Origin of the sequence: Polynucleobacter sp. Tro8-14-1 (assembly GCF_018881655.1) — a bacterium.
Taxonomy (GTDB): Bacteria; Pseudomonadota; Gammaproteobacteria; order Burkholderiales; family Burkholderiaceae; genus Polynucleobacter.
Genome location: NZ_JACVPX010000001.1, coordinates 281,651 through 300,953, shown reverse-complemented (window position 1 = coordinate 300,953; position 19,303 = coordinate 281,651). Strand labels below are relative to the sequence as shown.

Sequence of the window (19,303 nt, the reverse complement as noted above, 5' to 3'; positions counted from 1 at the left end):
ATGAATTTCTCTTATTATTCTTATTGATCTCTTACTTGCCGCGATTGACAACCAAGAGAGCTAAATCTTTTAATGCTTGTGCAGATGCACCAAAACTATCCAAGCTAGCGATTGCTGTTTCTTGCAACTCTTTAGCCTGCTTCTGTGCATAGTCTAAACCCATCAAGGTCACGTAGGTCGGCTTATTAGCAGCAGCGTCCTTGCCAGCCGTCTTACCCAAGGTTTGACTATCCGCGGTGGCGTCCAGCACATCATCCACAATCTGAAAGGCTAATCCCAGGGACTTTGAGTAACTTTTCAAATGCGCCATTTGCGCTGGATTTAGGTGGGCAGTAATACCGCCTAATTCCACAGCGCATGACAACAAAGCTCCTGTTTTCATAGCATGCATTTGCTTTAGACCATCCAGGTCTAATTTCTTGCCAACACTTTCTAAATCAATCGCCTGACCACCCGCCATGCCGCGTGAGCCAGAGGCAGCCGCTAATGCAGAAATCATGTTGAGGCGAACTTGCGCATCACCATTTGCATTGGCCAAGATTTCAAAAGCGCGCGTTTGTAATGCATCCCCAACGAGTAATGCTGTTGCTTCATCAAAAGCTTTGTGCACTGTCGGACGACCGCGACGTAAGTCATCATCATCCATGCATGGCAAATCATCATGTACCAATGAATAAGCATGAATACACTCAATTGCTACAGCCGCAGCATCCAATGATTCGCTACTTTCGGCGTTATTGCCAAGTTGACCTGCGGCATAAACTAATAAAGGACGAATACGCTTGCCGCCACCTTGCGCTGCGTAACGCATAGCCTCATGTAAACGATGCGGCGTAGTTTGCGCGGAATCGAGCAAGCGATCTAACGCCAACTCAGTTCGCTCGGAGTGATAGGTAATCCACTCCTGAAATTGAAAAGCAGTGCCCAATTAAGCCTCGAACACTCGCACTTGTTGCTCAACTTGAGCCAACATTCCCTGACAATGTTTTAGCAAGGCTGCGCCTCGTTGATAGGCTAACAAGGTTTCTTCTAGGGAAAATTTGCCAGATTCCATATCGGAAATGAGCTTTTCAAGCTCTTTAACGGCTTGCTCATAGCGTAAATCGGGGTCAATTTGGACCTCAAGACCGGGTTTTTGACTCTCTGACTTCTTGGCTGGCATAAGCTGGATTCCTTGGTATTTCCCACACGGACAGCCCTATATATTAAAGCGAGAAGCCGTTTGGATGGGTATAATCCACCCCTTCCTTTCCAATATCGATCCGTCGATGGTTGGATTGGTTATTCCGCTTAGCTTCGGCTGACGTTTTCGGGGGTGGGGAGAATGACTAATCTGGCTACCGCGCAGAAGCTTGCGCCGTCCAATTTGCAATTGCCGGTTTCGGCATATTTTGACGCTGACCTGTATCAGCGGGAAATCGAACTGCTTTTTAAGCAGGGGCCCGGCTATGTTGGTCACGAATTGATGGTGCCTGAAATGGGCTCCTATCAAACTTTAAGCGCAGAAAACGAAGGTCGCATACTTGTTCGCAATGAGTCTGGCGTAGAACTCCTTTCCAATGTTTGTCGCCATCGTCAAGCATTGATGCTCAATGGTCGCGGTAAAGCTGACAATATTGTTTGCCCATTACATCGCTGGACTTATGACTTAGGCGGCAATTTATTAGGTGCCCCTCACTTTGAAGATAAGCCTTGTTTAAATCTTGGCAAATCCCCTTTACAAAATTGGCAAGGACTCCTATTCGAAGGTCCACGCGACGTACGCACTGACCTCGCCAAACTGGGCGTTGCCGATGACCTCAAATTTGAAGGTTACGTTCTTGACCATGTTGAAGTACATGAATGCAACTACAACTGGAAAACATTCATCGAGGTTTATCTCGAGGACTATCACGTTGTGCCATTTCATCCAGGCCTTGGAAAGTTTGTTTCTTGCGAAGATCTACACTGGGAGTTCGGCGATTGGCATAGCGTTCAAACCGTTGGCATTCACAAAGATTTACAAATTCCAGGCTCACCAACCTATCGCAACTGGCATGAAGCTGTACTTCGTCAATTTGACGGCAAAGCCCCACGCCATGGTGCCATCTGGCTTACCTATTACCCCAATGTCATGGTGGAGTGGTACCCAGGCGTTCTGTGCGTATCAACACTGCACCCTATGGGTCCCAGCAAAACACGCAATATTGTTGAGTTCTACTATCCAGAAGAAATCGCTTTGTTTGAGCGTGAATTTGTGGAAGCAGAACGTGCTGCTTATATGGAAACTTGCATCGAGGATGATGAAATTGCTGAGCGCATGGATCAGGGCCGAGCAGCCCTACTTGCCCGCGGCATTAATGAAGTAGGCCCATATCAGAGCCCAATGGAAGATGGCATGCAACATTTTCATGAGTGGTATCGCCGGGTCATGAACTTCGAAGACGCATAATCAAAACGAACTTTACGGTTTTATTAATACCCTTTATTAATAACCCCCATCACTAAAAATAGGAAGCATCATGACTCCTCTAATCTCAGCTAACCAGTTAGAAGAAATCATTAATAGCGGTGAAAATGTATTGCTCTGTGACTGTCGCTTTGATTTAGTCGACCCACTGATCGGCAAAAAATCCTACGAAGAAAGTCATATTCCTGGTGCCATTTATGTAGACCTCGATAAAGATCTCTCAGGAAACAAGACTGGCACGAACGGCAGACATCCCCTGCCCAGTCCAGAAGCCTGGGCTAAAACTAAAACGCGCTTGGGCATTAACCCCAATACCTTAGTAGTTACCTATGACAAACAAGGCTCAGTGTATGCCAGCCGTTTGTGGTGGATGCTCAAGGCAACAGGACACGCTAATGTTCGAGTGCTAGATGGTGGCTTAGATTCTTGGAATGGTCCTATGGGCTCTATTCCAAAATCGCCTAGCCCTTGCACCGAAGCTATTGGAGCGATGCCTTATGCGGGCCTAGTTCTAGTTGATGAAGTGGCGGCTAATCTAGAGACAAAGAAAAACAAAATCATCGATGCACGCACTGAAGATCGCTTTCATGGTCAAAATGAAACGCTGGATCCAGTTGGCGGGCATATTCCCGGTGCAATGAATCGCTTCTTCAAAAATAATCTCAATGCGACTGCATTCAAAACTCCTGAGCAGTTATTCAAAGAATTTTCAGCATTCCTCGGGACCACTAAAGCTTCTGAAGTTATTCACCAATGTGGATCTGGCGTCACTGCCTGCCATAACCTTCTAGCGATGGAGCTTGCTGGCTTTAAAGGCTCACGCCTGTATGCAGGTGGCTGGAGCGAATGGTGCGCAGACCCCAAAAGGCCTGTTGAACTTTAAAACTTGTTAGTGCAATAGGGACAGTAGGATCACAAACCCTACGCCACAAGCAATCAAGACCGTCTGACGTAAAGACTCGACCCAGTGTGGGCGACGGTGCATTTGCGGGATGAGATCACTCACCGCAATATAAATAAAACTACTAGAAGCGACAACCAATAAATATGGCATCGCTGCATGCGCTTTTTCCAGGAAGAAATAAGCCAATACGCCACCCACTACTGCTGATAAACCGCAGATAAGGTTGTACAACAAGGCTCGTGCACGGGAAAAGCCAGCATTTAACAAGACAATGAAATCACCAATCTCTTGTGGAATCTCATGGGCAATGATGGCAATGGCAGTGAAGATACCCACTTGATAGTCGGCCATAAAGGCTGCAGCAATCAAGATGCCATCTACGAAGTTATGAATGCCATCCCCAACCAAAATCATCCAGCCACTACGCCCAGCATTTTCTGCATCATGCCCATGGTGGTGGTGGTGACCATCACCTTCATGATGATGATCGTGTCGCAGTAAAGCGATCTTCTCAAGCAAGAAGAAACCCAATAACCCAGCAAGCAAAGTAGCAAATAAGAACTGAGGTTTTGCACCTTCCATGCTAAATGCTTCCGGCAAGGAGTGGAGCAAAGCGGTTGCTAGCAAGATGCCGACCGATAGGCTCACCATATTGTTGACCATCTTGGAGAGCATGGCCAAAGAACAGCTTGCAGCCACCAAGACGCTAGCAGTCCCCGCTAACGCAGTCACCAGGAGGATGCTTTGTAAAACAGTCATCGAGCTTATGCCACTCCGTTTTTCTTAAACCAGGCTAGGCACTTTTCCCAACCATCTTTCGCAGGACCTTCACGATAGCTAGCGCGGTAATCAGCATGGAATGCATGGGGGGTATCTGGATAAACCACAAATTCACAAGCCTTGGCAACAGGATTCTTAGGGGCGGCCTGCGCCAAAGCGGCGCGCATTTGATCAATACTCTCCAAAGAAATTCCGGTATCAGCAGCGCCATACAAGCCGAGCACTGGCGCTTTTAAATCAGCAGCAATATCTATAGGATGGCGAGGATTGCCCTCAGTCTTCTCGCCGATGAGACGACCGTACCAAGCTACACCGGCACGCACCTGCGGCAAGGTTGCGGACAACCAAGTAATACGACCACCCCAACAGAAGCCAGTAACACCGACGCGTTTTAAGTCACCGCCATTTTTGCCAGCCCACACTAAAGCAGCCTGTAGATCGTTCAAGACTTGAGCATCCGGAGTCTTGGCCACAATATTAGTCATAATTTCAGCAATGGTGCCGTAAGTATTGGGGTCGCCTGCACGAGCAAAGAACTCTGGGGCAATCGCAAGATATCCCAACTTCGCAAAACGTCTGGTGACATCAGCAATGTATTCGTGCACACCAAAAATCTCGCTCGCCACAATAATGATTGGCAAAGAGCCTTTAGCTTTTTCAGGTCGAGAGACATACGCTGGCAACTGAAAGCTACCAACGGGGATCATCTGCTCACCAGCTTTGATGCCTTTGAAATCGGTTTCAATAGCCGCAGCCATCACAGGCTCAGAGGCTCCCGCAAATCCAACCCCAATAGCAGTCGCGCTAATTGCAGATGTTTTCATAAAATTGCGTCGACTATTTTGAATGTCTTTACTCATTACCTTATCTCCTGACTTGCATTTCTCATTGAATACTTAGTGCGCTTCTTCCCAATTATCGCCAATCCCAATACTAACCACTAAAGGCACCTTTAACTGGGCGACATTGCACATCAAACCGGGTAATTTAGCTTGCACTAGCTCAAGCTCATCAAAAGGCACGTCTAGCACCAACTCATCATGAACCTGAAGTAAAAGCTTCGTCTTGAGCTGCTCCTTTTCGAGCCAGTCCTCAACGGCGATCATGGCCAATTTAATTAAGTCAGCAGCAGTACCTTGCATTGGGGCATTAATCGCTGCCCGCTCAGCTCCCTGGCGTCGCGGACCATTGGAACCCTTGATTTCTGGCAACCAAAGACGTCGCCCAAAGACCGTCTCTACATAACCATTCTCTCTTGCTTCGAGACGGGTGCGCTCCATATATTGAGCCACCCCTGGATAACGATCGAAGTATTTAGCGATGTAGTTTTGTGCAGCAGAACGCTCAATACCCAGATTGCCGGCTAAACCAAAAGCACTCATTCCGTAAATCAGGCCAAAGTTAATGACTTTGGCGTAACGACGTTGCTCAGAATTAACATCATCTAATGGGACACCAAAAATCTCTGCTGCCGTGGCTTGGTGAACGTCTTTACCTTCTTTAAATGCCGTTAATAGATTTTCATCTTCGGCAATATGCGCCATGATGCGCAACTCAACTTGGGAATAATCCGCTGACAATAATTTGCATCCGTCTGCTGGAATAAAGGCCTCACGAATACGACGACCCTCTTCTGTGCGCACTGGAATATTTTGCAAGTTTGGATCGCTTGATGCCAGGCGACCTGTAACTGCAGTAGCTTGAGAAAAGTTCGTATGAACGCGACCCGTCTTGGGATCGGCCATGCGAGGAAGCTTCTCAATATAGGTGGACATTAGCTTTGCCAAACTGCGGTAATCCAAAATGCGCGCAGGCAAGGGATAGTCTTCCGCTAGCTTCTGCAACACCTCCTCATCGGTAGAGGGTGCACCTGAAGGCGTCTTTTTAATTACCGGAAGCTCAAGTTGTCCAAATAAAATTTCTGCGATCTGCTTAGGTGACTGAATATTAAATGGCTGACCTGCTAGCTTGTGAATTTCGCCTTCTAACTCAAGCAAACGTTTGCCCACCTGCTGGCCTTGTTTGGCCAATAATGCTGAATCAATCCGAATACCGTTACGCTCCATGATGCCGAGCACACGCATAGCGGGCATTTCTACCTTTTCATAGATATAGAGCAAGCCTGAGTTTTCCTGAATCTGTGGCCATAACTCCAAATGCAGACGCAAAGTAATATCGGCATCTTCTGCCGCATAGTCTGTTGCAATTTGGAGATCGACTTGATCAAAACCAATCTGGTGGACGCCTTTGCCGCACACCTCTTCATAGCGAATGGTTTTCATGCCCAGATGGCGTTCAGCCAAGCTGTCCATATTGTGGGGCATGTGCGACTCGAGCACATATGACTCTAGCAAGGTATCGAATGCAACACCCTTTAAGGTAATGTCATAGTTTGCAAAGATATGAGCATCGTACTTTAAGTTTTGACCTACTTTTAAATGCGTTGCGCTTTCTAACCAAGGCTTCATGCGCGCAAGCACTAAGTCACGATCAAGTTGTACCTCACCGTTGCGGTGAGCAACTGGAATGTAACAAGCTTCACCCGGCTTTACTGATAAAGAAATTCCAACAAGTTCTGCCGCAAGCGCATCAAGACTAGTAGTTTCCGTATCAACTGCCGTTAACTCAGATGCCTCAATCCTCTTAAGCCACTTCTCTAAACTCGCTTCGTCCACGACGCATTCGTAGTGACGCTCGACCGCATCTTGTGAGTCTCGAGTTTCTTGTGACAAATCTTTAGTCGGCGAGCCAGCAATCACGCGTGTCTTTTTTTCTTTATCTGCTCCGCCCTCAGAGGAAGAAATTGGGCTACCTGCCAAATCAAAGCTTGCTGGCTCAGCCTTACTATCCGGGCTTGTGAGCTGCTTTTCCACGTCACGCAACCAAGTCTTAAATGCATAGCGCTCAAATAATTCACGTAATAAAGGCGCGTCTTCAGACTTGGCATGCAAGTCATCTAAGCTTGGTAAATGGGGCGATAAATCACAATCGGTTTTTACCGTAATGAGTTGACGAGCTTGCGGCAACCAAGGAAGCGTAGCGCGCAAGTTTTCACCAACTACGCCTTTAACTTGATCGGCATTTGCCATCAAGTTATCGAGATTACCAAATTCCGCTAGCCATTTATTGGCCGTCTTTGGTCCCGCCTTCGGAACACCTGGCACGTTATCGACGGTATCGCCGATGATAGATAAATAATCCACAATCAATTCTGGTGGTACGCCAAACTTTTCTTTGACACCTTCGATATCTAGCTTTTCATTTGTCATCGTATTGATGAGGGTGACTGAAGGATTTACCAGTTGCGCCAAATCTTTATCGCCCGTGGAGATGATGGTTTCCCAACCCGCTTGCGTAGCTTGGCAAGCCAAAGTCCCAATGACGTCGTCCGCCTCAACGCCGGAGACCATCAATACGGGCCATCCTAAAGCCTTCACCATGGCATGAATTGGCTCAATCTGTTTAACCAAATCCTCAGGCATGGGGGAGCGATGCGCCTTGTATTCCGAGTACATTTCGTCGCGGAAGGTCTTCCCTTTAGCATCAAAAACACAGGCAATATGGTCGGCCTTAAGCTCAGATCGGGCCCGGCGCATCATATTCACCATGCCATAAATAGCCCCAGTAGGCTCTCCAGCCCCATTTCTGAGGTCTGGCATGGCGTGGAAGGCGCGATAGAGGTAGCTAGAGCCGTCTACCAACAAGAGTCTATGTTTAGTCATACCGCAATCGTACAATCTAGTTGTGAATTGCCTACAGGTCTGGTTAGGGAACCGACCGAGAGTAGGCTTGAAAAGGTGAAAAAATGCATTATTTAACGAACTTAATTAGCCGCTCAATGAGTCAAAGCCTAACCCTAATGAGTTTTTTGGTGGTTTTTGGACTTTTTGGCACCACTTCAGCCCACGCTCAGAATAACAGCCAGGCACTGAGCCCATCAGAATTAAACCGTATCAATAGTCAGCCACTCGCACCTGCTGTGAGCGCAAGTGGGGCGACATCCAACCCTGAGCAACGCAAGCCAAACTATCAATACCGAGACAAAAACGGCACCACCGTTACCGAATATAAGGATGTCAATTCTCCAACACAGGTAGATGTAAAAACGCCATACACCAGCTATGAAATGGCACCACCCACATCTGTGATGCCAGGACCTCCAAAAGATACAGATCTGATCAGCGTTCCTAGCGTCAGCATTCCCTTTTAATTTAAAAAGCATTTACTGATTTATGGCTGTATTTACCCCGATTGAGCTTGAAGATATTTCTCAATGGATTACTCAAGACTTTGATATCGGCCAAGCCACTGAAATTCGTGGCATTCATGGTGGTATTGAAAACTCTAATTTTTTCTTAGATACCACCAAGGATGGCAAGAAGCGGGAATATGTTTTAACAATCTTTGAAAGATTGTCTGCGGAACAACTTCCTTTCTATTTAGAGTTAATGCGCCACCTGGCAAACAAAGGTGTGCCTGTACCCAAGCCGATTGAAAACAAACAGGGCAACATTCTCTTTACCCTCAAAGGCAAGCCGGCAGCCATTGTTACCAAGCTACCAGGCCTTTCCAGACTCCAACCAGAAGCCAATCATTGCGCTCTTGTTGGCGGGATGCTAGCGAAGATGCATTTGGCTGGAAAGGATTTTCCAAAGTCCCAAGAGAATCTTCGTAGCCTTGCTTGGTGGCAGAAAACAATACCTTCGGTATTGCAACATTTAAGCACGCCCCAGAAAGAACTCATTACTCATGAGTTAAAAACTCAAGAGGAATTTTTTGCCTCAGGCACCTATGATGGATTGCCGCAAGGGGCGAGTCATTGCGATCTCTTCCGCGACAATGTTTTATTTGACCCCAAAGGATCTGATATTTCTCAAGATCAATTGGGCGGCTTCTTTGATTTTTACTTTGCCGGCACTGATAAATGGCTATTTGATATCGCCGTCACCGTCAATGACTGGTGTCTTGCTGATAACAAGCAAGATTTAGATCCTATTCGCTTAGACGCGTTCATGAAAGCCTATCAGTTGGTTCGCCCTCTCACCAAAGAAGAGCAAGTTAGCTGGCCACTCATGTTGCGTGCAGCAGCTTTACGCTTCTGGGTTTCAAGACTCTGGGACTTCTATTTGCCGCGTGATGCGCAGATGCTTACCCCGCATGACCCTACGCACTTTGAACGTATTCTTTTAAGTCGCCGCTCACTATGAAACTGAATTCCGTAGCACCCAAAGAAGGCTACACCTGGATTAGACAAGGCATTTGGCTCTTTAAACAAAATCCCTTGGGCTTTTTAATGCTGGTCTTTATGTACGTCTTTGCAGCGCAGCTAGCAGTCGTCGTTCCAGTGATTGGCGTCTTTGCAGTGCTTCTGCTCACGCCAACTCTTTCAGTTGGATTCATGACGGCTTGCCGCCAAGGCATTCAAAAGGAGCGCATTAGGCCGATGGTCTATTTGATAGCCCTGCGGTCTGGCCCTATCGTGCGAAAAAGAATTCTGCAATTAGGTCTGGTGTATGCCGGCATGATTTTGTTGCTCAGCTTTATCTTAAGTCTCTTAGTTGACTTTGAATTACTGCTTCCACTGATGACTAGTGATAAACCTATCACGCCCGAGGCTTTGCGTCAGGTTTACTTGGTGCTTTGCTTTGGCGCGATACTGTACATACCAGTAGCGATGTTGATGTGGTTTTCACCAGTCTTGGTTGCATGGACCGATATGTCTGTGCCACAAGCACTCTTCTCTAGCGCATTAGCGTGCTGGGCCAATAAAGCCGCATTCTTTCTGTATCTAGCCATTTGGAGCGCCATTCTGATTGCCATTCCGCTAACAGTGGGAATGATTTTTGATGCGCTTGATCTGGGGCAGGCAGCCTCGTTCATCATCGCCCCGATTTCTATGGCGGGCTTGACGATAATGCACTGCTCTTTTTATGCGACTTGGAAAGCTTGCTTCACAGAAGATGAAGTGGTGTTACCTGTTTAATTAATTTATCAGTCAATCGCAGCAAGCTTCGCAATACTCAGCTGTAACCACTTGATGCCATGACGCTTGAAATTAACCTGCGCCCTTGCATCAGCATCTACACCTTCTAAACCAGTCACGCGTCCTTCACCGAACTTCGTATGAAAGACATTCTGCCCAATGGTGAATGGATAATTGCCGCGAGGTGGGGAGGCTAGTCTTTTCACCTCCATCGACGCTGAACCAACTCGCTTCGCCGGTCTTTGACGTTCAGAGCCTGAATCAAAAAAGTCATTCGACTCATATTCGCGTTGACGGGTATAACCATCTTGCCAAGTAGATCCTGATCTTGAGTTTCCACCGCCCCAGCGTGCATCTCTTGCTTTAGGAGTAAGCCATTTCAATGAATCGGATGGGAGCTCTTCTAGGAAGCGGGAAGGCATGTTGTAGCGTACTTGGCCATGCAGCATACGAGATTGGGTGTGTGAGAGATACAGTCGCTCCTTCGCACGCGTAATCGCCACATACATCAGACGACGCTCTTCTTCTAAGCCATTCTGCTCGTTCACACTGTTCTCATGCGGGAATAAACCTTCCTCGAGACCGGTAATGAACACCGAAGTGAACTCTAAGCCTTTTGCTGAGTGCACTGTCATCAGTTGGACGGCATCTTGCCCTGCTTGGGCTTGATTGTCACCAGCCTCCAATGAAGCATGGGATAAGAAGGCCGCCAAAGGTGAAACCTCTACAACGCCTGGAGCATTCTCTCCCGGCAACATTGCAGCGGCTGCGTCTTGACCGTAACCTTCTTCGGCAATAAAGGCAGTGGCAGCGTTAATCAATTCTTGTAAGTTCTCGACGCGATCCTGTCCTTCGCGCTCAGAGAGGTAATGCTGAATCAAGCCACTATGCTGAATTACAAATTCGACTGTTTCTGGCAAAGTGTTGTGACGCGTAGCTTCACGCATGTGATCTACTAAACGCACAAATCCACTAAGTGCGGCGCCGGCTTTGCCTTCTAAAGTAGAGGCAGCTAAATATAAAGAACACTGTTGTGCTCTGGCAGCATCTTGTAAGGCTTCGATTGATCTTGCACCAATTCCGCGGGTCGGGAAATTCACGACTCGGGAGAATGAAGTGTCGTCATTTGGATTCTCGAGCAAGCGTAAGTAAGCGAGTGCATGTTTAATTTCAGCACGTTCGAAGAAGCGCAAACCGCCATACACACGATACGGAATACCCGCAGAAAATAATGCGTGCTCAATAATGCGTGACTGGGCATTACTACGATAGAGCAAAGCTACTTCAGTACGCTTGATACCACTATTGACTAAAGCCTTGATTTCGTCCACCAGCCAAGCGGCTTCGGCATGATCGCTCGGTGCTTCATAGATACGGACTGGCTCGCCATGACCAGCATCCGTTCGCAGGTTTTTACCCAGGCGCTCAGAGTTATTCGCAATCAGGTGATTTGCCGTATCTAAAATATGGCCGTGTGAGCGATAGTTCTGCTCTAACTTCACCATCAATGGGTGATATTGCTTTTCATAGAGACGCATATTTTCAACGTCGGCGCCACGGAATGCATAAATACTTTGATCATCATCCCCCACCGCAAAAACGGAACTACTACCCATGCCACTGACATTGATGCGACTTGCGTCATGACCCGATAACAATTTAAGCCATGCATATTGCAAAGCATTGGTATCTTGAAACTCATCAATCAAAATATGACGAAAGCGCTCTTGATAGTGAGTCCGAATCGCCTCGCTATGTTTGAGTAATTCATAACTGCGCAATAAGAGTTCAGCAAAATCCACCACACCTTCGCGCTGACATTGTTCATCGTAAGCCGCATACAGTTGCGCCATCTTGGCTTGGAAGTCATCGCCCAGCGCTAAATCTTTTGCGCGTTGACCGCGCTCCTTGGCGTGGGCAATAAAGTATTGCAACTGCTTTGCAGGATATTTTTCATCATCGACTTTTAAGCCCTTTAAAAGGCGCTTAATTGCAGAGAGCTGATCTTGGGTATCCAAGATTTGGAAAGTCGACGGTAAACCCGCTTCCTTGTGATGAGCACGCAATAAACGGTTACAAAGACCATGAAAGGTGCCAATCCACATCCCACGTGTATTAATCGGCAGCATGGCACTGAGACGCAGCATCATCTCTTTGGCAGCCTTATTGGTGAAGGTCACCGCTAGGACGCCAATAGGGGATACCTGGCCGGTCTGAATCAACCAGGCTATACGGGTGGTGAGGACGCGGGTCTTGCCGCTCCCTGCCCCAGCCAAAATCAAGGCTGACTGGGCTTGGCCATTTTCGTGGACGGGCGGGAGGGTCACTGCCTCGCGCTGTTCTGGATTGAGGTTCGCGAGCAAGTCTGAGTACATCAGCCCAATTATAATTTGCCTCTTATGCCAAATGCCTCAAATACCCCTAATTCACCAGCGGCCAGCTCAGCGGACGAGCTCGCCAAATCCTACGAACCCGCCCCGATAGAGGCCTACTGGGGTCCAGAGTGGGAACGTCGAGGTATCGCCAACTCGACTATGGATGAGGGCAAGGGTGACTTTTCTATTCAGCTGCCACCGCCTAATGTGACCGGCACCCTGCATATGGGTCACGCATTCAATCAAACCATCATGGATGGCTTGGTACGTCATGCGCGCATGTCAGGCAAAAATACTTTATGGGTACCGGGCACCGATCATGCCGGTATTGCGACTCAAATTGTTGTGGAGCGTCAACTCGATGCGCAAAAAGTTTCTCGCCACGACTTAGGCCGCGACAAGTTTTTAGAAAAAGTATGGGAGTGGAAAGAAACTTCCGGCAACACGATTACCCGCCAAATTCGTCGCTTAGGTGCTTCGATCGATTGGGGCAAAGAATATTTCACGATGGACAGTAAGATGTCCAAGGCAGTTGTCGAAGTATTTGTCCGCCTACATGAACAAGGTTTGATTTACCGCGGTAAACGCTTGGTGAACTGGGATCCTGTTTTGGGTACGGCAGTTTCTGATTTAGAAGTAGTGAGCGAAGAAGAAGATGGATCGATGTGGCATATACGCTATCCATTAACCGATGGCTCTGGCCACCTCACTGTTGCCACTACACGTCCAGAAACCTTATTAGGCGACGTTGCTGTCATGGTGAACCCAGAAGATGAGCGCTACAAGCATCTTATCGGCAAGTCAGTAAACTTGCCTTTGTGTGATCGCCAGATCCCCGTGATTGCTGATGACTATGTTGATTTGAACTTTGGCACTGGAGTTGTGAAGGTAACTCCCGCACATGACTTTAATGACTATGCAGTAGGTCAACGTCATCAACTACCCATGATCAACATCCTCACTTTGGATGCCAAAATTAATGAGAATGCTCCAGCCGCCTATCAAGGCATGGAAAGATTCGCAGCACGCAAACAAGTAGTTTCTGATTTAGAGGCTGCTGGTTTATTGGAAAAAGTTCAGCCACATAAATTAATGGTGCCACGCGGTGATCGCACCCAAACCATCATTGAACCAATGCTCACTGACCAATGGTTTGTGGCGATGTCTAAACCTAGTCCCGATAATAAGTATCAACCAGGCTCCTCGATTGCTGGTGCTGCCTTGGATGCGGTAACCAAAGGTGATATCAAGCTGGTTCCAGAGAACTGGATCAATACCTATACTCAGTGGTTAGAAAATATTCAAGACTGGTGCATCTCCCGTCAACTCTGGTGGGGTCATCAAATCCCCGCTTGGTATGGCGATGATGGACAAATTTTTGTCGGTCGCTCTGAGGAAGAGGCTAAAACGAAAGCTGCTGCCGCTGGATACACCGGCAAACTCAACCGTGACCCTGACGTTCTGGATACTTGGTTCAGCTCTGCGCTCGTACCATTTAGCTCTTTAGGTTGGCCCGAAGAAACGCCTGCTTTAAATCACTTCCTACCTTCATCTGTTTTGGTGACTGGTTTTGACATCATCTTCTTCTGGGTAGCACGCATGGTTATGATGACATGCCACTTCACTGGAAAAGTACCATTCCACACTGTCTATGTGCATGGCCTAGTGCGCGATGCTGAAGGTCAGAAGATGAGCAAGTCCAAAGGCAACACTTTGGACCCAATCGATTTGATTGATGGCATCAAGATTGAGGAGTTGGTAGGCAAGAGAACTACCGGCCTCATGAATCCAAAACAAGCCGAGAGTATTAGCAAGAAAACAAAAAAAGAGTTTCCGGATGGTATTCCTGCGTTTGGCACTGATGCCCTGCGCTTTACTTTTGCCTCTTTGGCTTCGCTGGGTCGCAATATTAACTTTGATCAAAAGCGTTGCGAAGGCTATCGCAATTTCTGTAACAAACTTTGGAATGCCACTCGCTTTGTGCTCATGAATTGCCCTGGTGGCGATGAAGACAATGGCTTTGCACCTTGTGATAACCAATGCGGTCCCGATGGCTATTTGGATTTTTCACCAGCTGATCGTTGGATCGTTTCACAACTCCAAAGAACTGAAGCCGAAGTGGCCAAAGGCTTTGAAGCTTATCGCTTTGATAATATTGCCAGCAGCATTTACCAATTTGTTTGGGATGAGTATTGCGATTGGTATCTAGAGCTTGCTAAGGTGCAATTACAGACTGGCACTCCAGCACAACAACGCGCCACTCGCCGTACCCTCTTGCGCGTTTTGGAAACTATTTTGCGCATGGCGCATCCTTTAATTCCATTTATTACCGAAACGCTTTGGCAGACTGTTGGCCCTAAATCTGGAAAAGTTTTAGCCCAGCAAGAAAAACAAACCATTGCGCTCCAACCTTATCCTGTTGCTCAGCCTGAAAAGATTGATGAGAAGAGTGAAGCCTGGGTTATGCAGATCAAAGCAATTGTGGATGCCTGCAGAAATCTTCGTGGCGAGATGCAGGTTCCTCCTGGTCAAAAAGTGCCTCTCTGGATCTGCGGTCCAAAAGAGTTCCTGGAAAAAGCGACGCCTTATCTTATGGCCCTTGCTAAATTAACTGAGGTCAAAATCTACGGTGATGAATCTGCTTTAGAAAAAGATGCTCCCGGAGCACCAATTGCTTTGGTGGGTAATATCAAACTTCTTCTCAAGATTGAAGTGGATGTTGCTGCTGAGCGCATTCGCCTTGGCAAGGAAATTGAGCGTCTAGCTAATGAAATCAATAAAGCCAAGGGCAAATTAACCAATGAAAGCTTTGTGGCACGCGCCCCAGCCGAGGTTGTTGCCCAAGAAAAACAGCGTCTTGCAGGCTTTGAGCAAAACCATGAGAAGCTAGCTGCACAATTAGAGCGTCTCAAATAAAAACGATTAGAACGGACCATCCATGTCAATCCATTTCGGCTCCAAAAAAGTAACTAAGGCTGTATTTCCCGTTGCGGGATTTGGCACACGCTTTTTGCCTGCCACTAAAGCCAGCCCAAAAGAAATGCTCAATGTCGTGGATAAGCCGCTGATTCAATACGCTGTTGATGAAGCTGTTGCAGCTGGAATTACTGAGCTCATTTTTGTTACGGGTCGCAGCAAGCGCGCCATTGAAGATCACTTTGATAAAGCCTACGAGTTAGAGGCAGCCCTAGAAGCAAAGAATAAACAGGACCTTCTTCAACTTGTTCGCAGCGTTAAACCTGATAATGTAGACTGCATCTACATTAGACAAGCTGAACCATTGGGCTTGGGACATGCGGTTTTATGTGCTGCCAGAGTAGTTGGTGATGAACCATTTGCAGTTATTTTGGCCGACGACCTTTTGGATGGGCAACCGCCAGTTCTCTCTCAAATGCTCAAAGTGTATGAAGAGCAAGAGGGATCTGTTTTGGCAGTGGAAAAAATCGATCCTGCCAAAAGCAGCTCATACGGAATAGTCTCAGGAGATGAGGTCAGCAAAGGCATTTATCGCCTCAATGGCATCGTTGAGAAACCAAAGCCAGCAGATGCGCCTTCTGACCTCGCGGTAGTCGGGCGCTATGTGCTCTCAGCAAAGATTTTTGACCATATCCGCAATGTAAAACCTGGTGCCGGCGGAGAAATTCAACTCACCGATGCCATTGCTGCATTACTAAAAGAAGAGCCTGTATTTGCTTACAAATATGATGGTGTTCGTTATGACTGCGGTAGCAAGTTGGGCTACCTCAAGGCCTCTGTAGATTTCGCGCTGCGCCACCAAGAAGTGGGTGAGGAATTTGCAGAGTACTTAAAAAGCTGGTCTTTAAAGTAATCCTCTGGGGTTAGATATACAAAAAGGCAGAGATTAATCTCTGCCTTTTTGTTTGATTACTTACCAAGAAGTATAAGCGTCAGAATTTTTCTTATCTGCGCTTCATAAAGAAAACCAGTACATCACCTTCTGTAGTGCTTGCAAGCAACTCATTACCAGTTTGCTTGGCAAATGCAGGGAAGTCATGAGCGGCGCCCGCATCGGTTGCCTTAATCTTCAAGACCTCACCTGACTGCATCGTTGCCAAGGCTTTTTTAGTGCGCAGGATAGGCAATGGACAGTTCATGCCAATTGCATCTACCTCTGCATTAAAAGCAATATTCACTGGTTCACTCATTTGCTTGCTATCCAGTCTTTAACGCCGTCCAAGGCCTCACCCAGCTTACTAGGATCAGTTCCGCCGGCCATCGCCATTTCTGGTTTACCGCCGCCTTTACCGCCCACTTGTTGGGCAACAAAGTTCACGAGATCGCCTGCCTTTACTTTGCCAATCGAATCAGCCGTCACGCCTGCGATCAAACTCACCTTATCACCCTGCACCGAGGCCAACACAATGGCAGCAGTCTTCAACTTTGCCTTGAGAGCATCCATGGTTTCACGAAGCACGCCAGCATCAGCGCCATCAAGTCGAGCAGCAATGACTTTAATGCCATTCACATCGATGGCTTGACCTGCTAACTCATCGCCCTGGCTGGCAGCTAACTTAGAGTTCACTTTTTCTAAATCGCGCTCCGCTTGACGCAGGCTTTCTTGAAGTTGCGCAACGCGATTGACCAAATCACCAGGGTGGGTTTTGAGAATCGCCGCAGCTTCATTGATCTTGTCTTCCAAACCTTGCAAGAAATGCAGCGCGTTATTACCGGTCACAGCCTCAACGCGGCGGATACCAGCGGCAACACCGCCCTCCGAAACAATCTTCAAGCTACCGATATCGCCGGTGCGACCTACGTGAGTGCCGCCACAGAGCTCTTTAGAAGAACCGATCTCCAGCACACGCACTTCAGCGCCATACTTCTCACCAAAGAGCATCATGGCGCCAGTCTTTTGGGCATCATCCAAAGACATGACCTTGCCTGAAGTAGCGGTATTTTCCAGAATCTCTTGATTCACAATATCTTCAATGCGACGAATTTGCTCAGCCGTAATAGGTGCGTTGTGAGTAAAGTCGAAACGGGTCTTAGTGGCATCTACCAATGACCCTTTTTGTTGCACATGATCGCCCAGCACTTCACGTAAGGCTTTGTGCAAGATATGAGTAGCGCTGTGGTTACGCATCGTGTCGGTTCTTTGCTGCACATCTACCAAGGCATTAAGCGCATCGCCGACCTTAAGCTCGCCCTCATGTAATTCGCCTTGATGGCCAAATACATCAGCCTGAATCTTGAAGGTGTCATCCACTGAGAAGCGCACAGTTTCATTACGCAACTCACCTTTATCGCCTACTTGGCCACCAGATTCCGCATAAAAAGGCGTGTTATCTAATACGATCACCGCTGCATCGCCAGCCTTCACTGAGGCGACCTCAGAGCCATCCACATAAAGGGCTGTGACTTTGGCGCCTTCATGCTTTAAGGTGTCATACCCATGAAATTGCGTAGGCTTACCCTTGTAATCAAGCCCTTGAGCTACCTTGAATTTGCCTGCGGCTCTTGCTTGATCACGTTGCTTCTGCATCGCCACTTCAAAACCTTCGGCATCAACAGTAACGCCACGCTCACGACAAACGTCAGCGGTTAAATCCAATGGGAAACCAAAAGTGTCATGCAAACGGAAAGCAGTTTCTCCATCGACTACTTTTGCGCCGCCAGCTAAAGCACCATCCAAAATTTCCATGCCATTAGCAATCGTTTGGAAGAAGCGCTCTTCTTCTTGCTTAATGACTTCACTGACTTTGTCTTGTGCGGCACGCAACTCTGGATAGGCTTCGCCCATCTCTTTGACAAGCGCAGGCACCAACTGATAAAAGAATGGTTTACGTGCCCCCAACTTATAACCATGACGAATCGCGCGACGCGCAATGCGACGCAATACATAACCACGACCGGCATTACCTGGAATGACGCCATCAACGACAATGAAGCTACATGCGCGGATATGGTCTGCAATCACTTTGAGTGATGGGCTTTGTGCATCACAGTTTTCACCACCCGCCGCATCAACCGCATCCTTAGAAGCCTTAAGGAGATTGACGAAAAGGTCGATCTCATAATTGGAGTGAACATGCTGCAACACTGCTGCAATGCGCTCAAGACCCATGCCTGTATCAACGCTAGGCTTAGGTAGCGGATGCATTACACCGGCCTCATCGCGGTTGTACTGCATGAAGACGTTATTCCAAATTTCGATGAAGCGATCACCATCTTCATCAGGACTTCCAGGAGGGCCGCCAGGAATATGCTCACCGTGATCGTAGAAAATTTCAGTGCAAGGTCCGCAAGGGCCTGTGTCACCCATCATCCAAAAATTATCCGATGCGTAACGCGCGCCCTTGTTATCCCCAATGCGAATAATGCGATCGGCGGGCACACCAATTTGCTTATTCCAAATGTCATAAGCCTCGTCATCTTCAGCATAGACAGTGACTAGGAGTTTTTCTTTTGGCAACTGGAAAACTTGGGTCAATAAATCCCAGGCAAATTGAATAGCGTCCTTCTTGAAATAATCTCCAAAAGAGAAATTACCCAACATTTCAAAAAAGGTATGGTGACGCGCGGTGTATCCGACGTTATCCAAGTCATTGTGCTTTCCACCGGCTCGGATGCACTTCTGAGCAGTCGTCGCGCGGTTATATGGGCGCTTATCGAAGCCCAAAAACACATCCTTAAATTGGTTCATGCCTGCATTAGTAAATAGCAGGGTTGGGTCATCCCCTGGCACTACTGGGCTGGAAGGGACGATTTGGTGACCTTTTTGGGCAAAGAAGTCCAGATAGGCCTGGCGAATTTGGGAGACTTTCATGGCAATAATTATCGCATTGGCACCT

Annotated in this window: 15 protein-coding genes; 7 read left to right on the top strand and 8 right to left on the bottom strand. The window is 47.6% G+C overall.

The annotated features are described in order from the left end of the window. Positions 1–31 precede the first annotated feature (31 nt). Both ICN34_RS01515 and xseB read right to left on the bottom strand, forming a co-directional pair. On the bottom strand, positions 32–928 hold the full coding sequence (locus ICN34_RS01515) for a polyprenyl synthetase family protein (protein WP_072582863.1): 897 nt from the start codon (positions 926–928) through the stop codon (positions 32–34). After that, positions 929–1,162 (bottom strand): exodeoxyribonuclease VII small subunit, encoded by a 234-nt coding sequence (gene xseB, locus ICN34_RS01510; protein ID WP_072582862.1) that lies wholly within the window; start codon positions 1,160–1,162, stop codon positions 929–931. It lies immediately after the preceding gene. A gap of 162 nt (positions 1,163–1,324) precedes the next feature. Here xseB and ICN34_RS01505 point away from each other — a divergent pair, with 162 nt between their 5' ends. Both ICN34_RS01505 and ICN34_RS01500 read left to right on the top strand, forming a co-directional pair. Next, positions 1,325–2,431: an SRPBCC family protein gene (locus ICN34_RS01505; RefSeq protein ID WP_072582861.1), complete on the top strand. Its 1,107-nt coding sequence runs from the start codon at positions 1,325–1,327 to the stop codon at positions 2,429–2,431. Between the two features lie 70 nt (positions 2,432–2,501). Further along, the gene (locus ICN34_RS01500; RefSeq protein ID WP_072582860.1) at positions 2,502–3,332 is read left to right on the top strand and encodes a sulfurtransferase; all 831 of its coding nucleotides are present in this window, start codon (positions 2,502–2,504) and stop codon (positions 3,330–3,332) included. Between the two features lie 6 nt (positions 3,333–3,338). On the opposite strand, the gene ICN34_RS01495 is transcribed toward ICN34_RS01500, so the two are convergent. From ICN34_RS01495 to polA, 3 genes are read right to left on the bottom strand one after another with little or no spacing between them, the layout of a single operon-like run. Continuing rightward, positions 3,339–4,121: a ZIP family metal transporter gene (locus tag ICN34_RS01495; protein ID WP_072582859.1), complete on the bottom strand. Its 783-nt coding sequence runs from the start codon at positions 4,119–4,121 to the stop codon at positions 3,339–3,341. Further along, positions 4,118–4,993 (bottom strand): dienelactone hydrolase family protein, encoded by an 876-nt coding sequence (locus ICN34_RS01490; protein WP_072582858.1) that lies wholly within the window; start codon positions 4,991–4,993, stop codon positions 4,118–4,120. The genes ICN34_RS01495 and ICN34_RS01490 overlap by 4 nt, the downstream gene beginning before the upstream one ends. A gap of 36 nt (positions 4,994–5,029) precedes the next feature. Continuing rightward, positions 5,030–7,855 (bottom strand): DNA polymerase I, encoded by a 2,826-nt coding sequence (polA, locus tag ICN34_RS01485; RefSeq protein ID WP_216120422.1) that lies wholly within the window; start codon positions 7,853–7,855, stop codon positions 5,030–5,032. Positions 7,856–7,971: 116 nt separating this feature from the next. Between polA and ICN34_RS01480 the strand changes: the two genes are divergently transcribed. The 3 genes from ICN34_RS01480 to ICN34_RS01470 are packed head-to-tail and all read left to right on the top strand — an operon-like array spanning position 7,972 to position 10,116. Beyond that, positions 7,972–8,343 (top strand): hypothetical protein, encoded by a 372-nt coding sequence (locus ICN34_RS01480; RefSeq protein WP_237767737.1) that lies wholly within the window; start codon positions 7,972–7,974, stop codon positions 8,341–8,343. A gap of 22 nt (positions 8,344–8,365) precedes the next feature. Further along, positions 8,366–9,340, top strand: coding sequence for a homoserine kinase (locus ICN34_RS01475; RefSeq protein ID WP_072582855.1), 975 nt, complete (start codon positions 8,366–8,368; stop codon positions 9,338–9,340). After that, positions 9,337–10,116, top strand: a complete 780-nt coding sequence (locus ICN34_RS01470; RefSeq protein WP_072582854.1) for a BPSS1780 family membrane protein — start codon at positions 9,337–9,339, stop codon at positions 10,114–10,116. Before ICN34_RS01475 ends, ICN34_RS01470 begins: the two co-directional genes overlap by 4 nt. A gap of 8 nt (positions 10,117–10,124) precedes the next feature. Here the strand turns inward: ICN34_RS01470 and ICN34_RS01465 are convergent, their stop codons facing one another. Further along, entirely contained in the window at positions 10,125–12,491 is a 2,367-nt protein-coding gene (locus ICN34_RS01465) for a UvrD-helicase domain-containing protein (protein WP_072582853.1), read from the bottom strand. A 24-nt stretch (positions 12,492–12,515) separates the two neighbouring features. On the opposite strand from ICN34_RS01465, the gene ICN34_RS01460 reads away from it, so the two are divergent. After that, entirely contained in the window at positions 12,516–15,407 is a 2,892-nt protein-coding gene (locus ICN34_RS01460; protein WP_216120421.1) for a valine--tRNA ligase, read from the top strand. A 22-nt stretch (positions 15,408–15,429) separates the two neighbouring features. Next, positions 15,430–16,320 carry a UTP--glucose-1-phosphate uridylyltransferase GalU gene (galU, locus tag ICN34_RS01455; RefSeq protein WP_072582851.1) on the top strand — a complete coding sequence of 297 codons (891 nt, stop codon included), beginning with the start codon at positions 15,430–15,432 and terminating at the stop codon, positions 16,318–16,320. 91 nt (positions 16,321–16,411) lie between these two features. Here the strand turns inward: galU and ICN34_RS01450 are convergent, their stop codons facing one another. Further along, positions 16,412–16,657: a sulfurtransferase TusA family protein gene (locus tag ICN34_RS01450; RefSeq protein ID WP_216860890.1), complete on the bottom strand. Its 246-nt coding sequence runs from the start codon at positions 16,655–16,657 to the stop codon at positions 16,412–16,414. After that, a complete protein-coding gene (gene alaS, locus ICN34_RS01445; RefSeq protein ID WP_072582850.1) occupies positions 16,654–19,278 on the bottom strand; it encodes an alanine--tRNA ligase in 2,625 nt (874 codons plus the stop codon). Before alaS ends, ICN34_RS01450 begins: the two co-directional genes overlap by 4 nt. Positions 19,279–19,303: the final 25 nt, after the last annotated feature.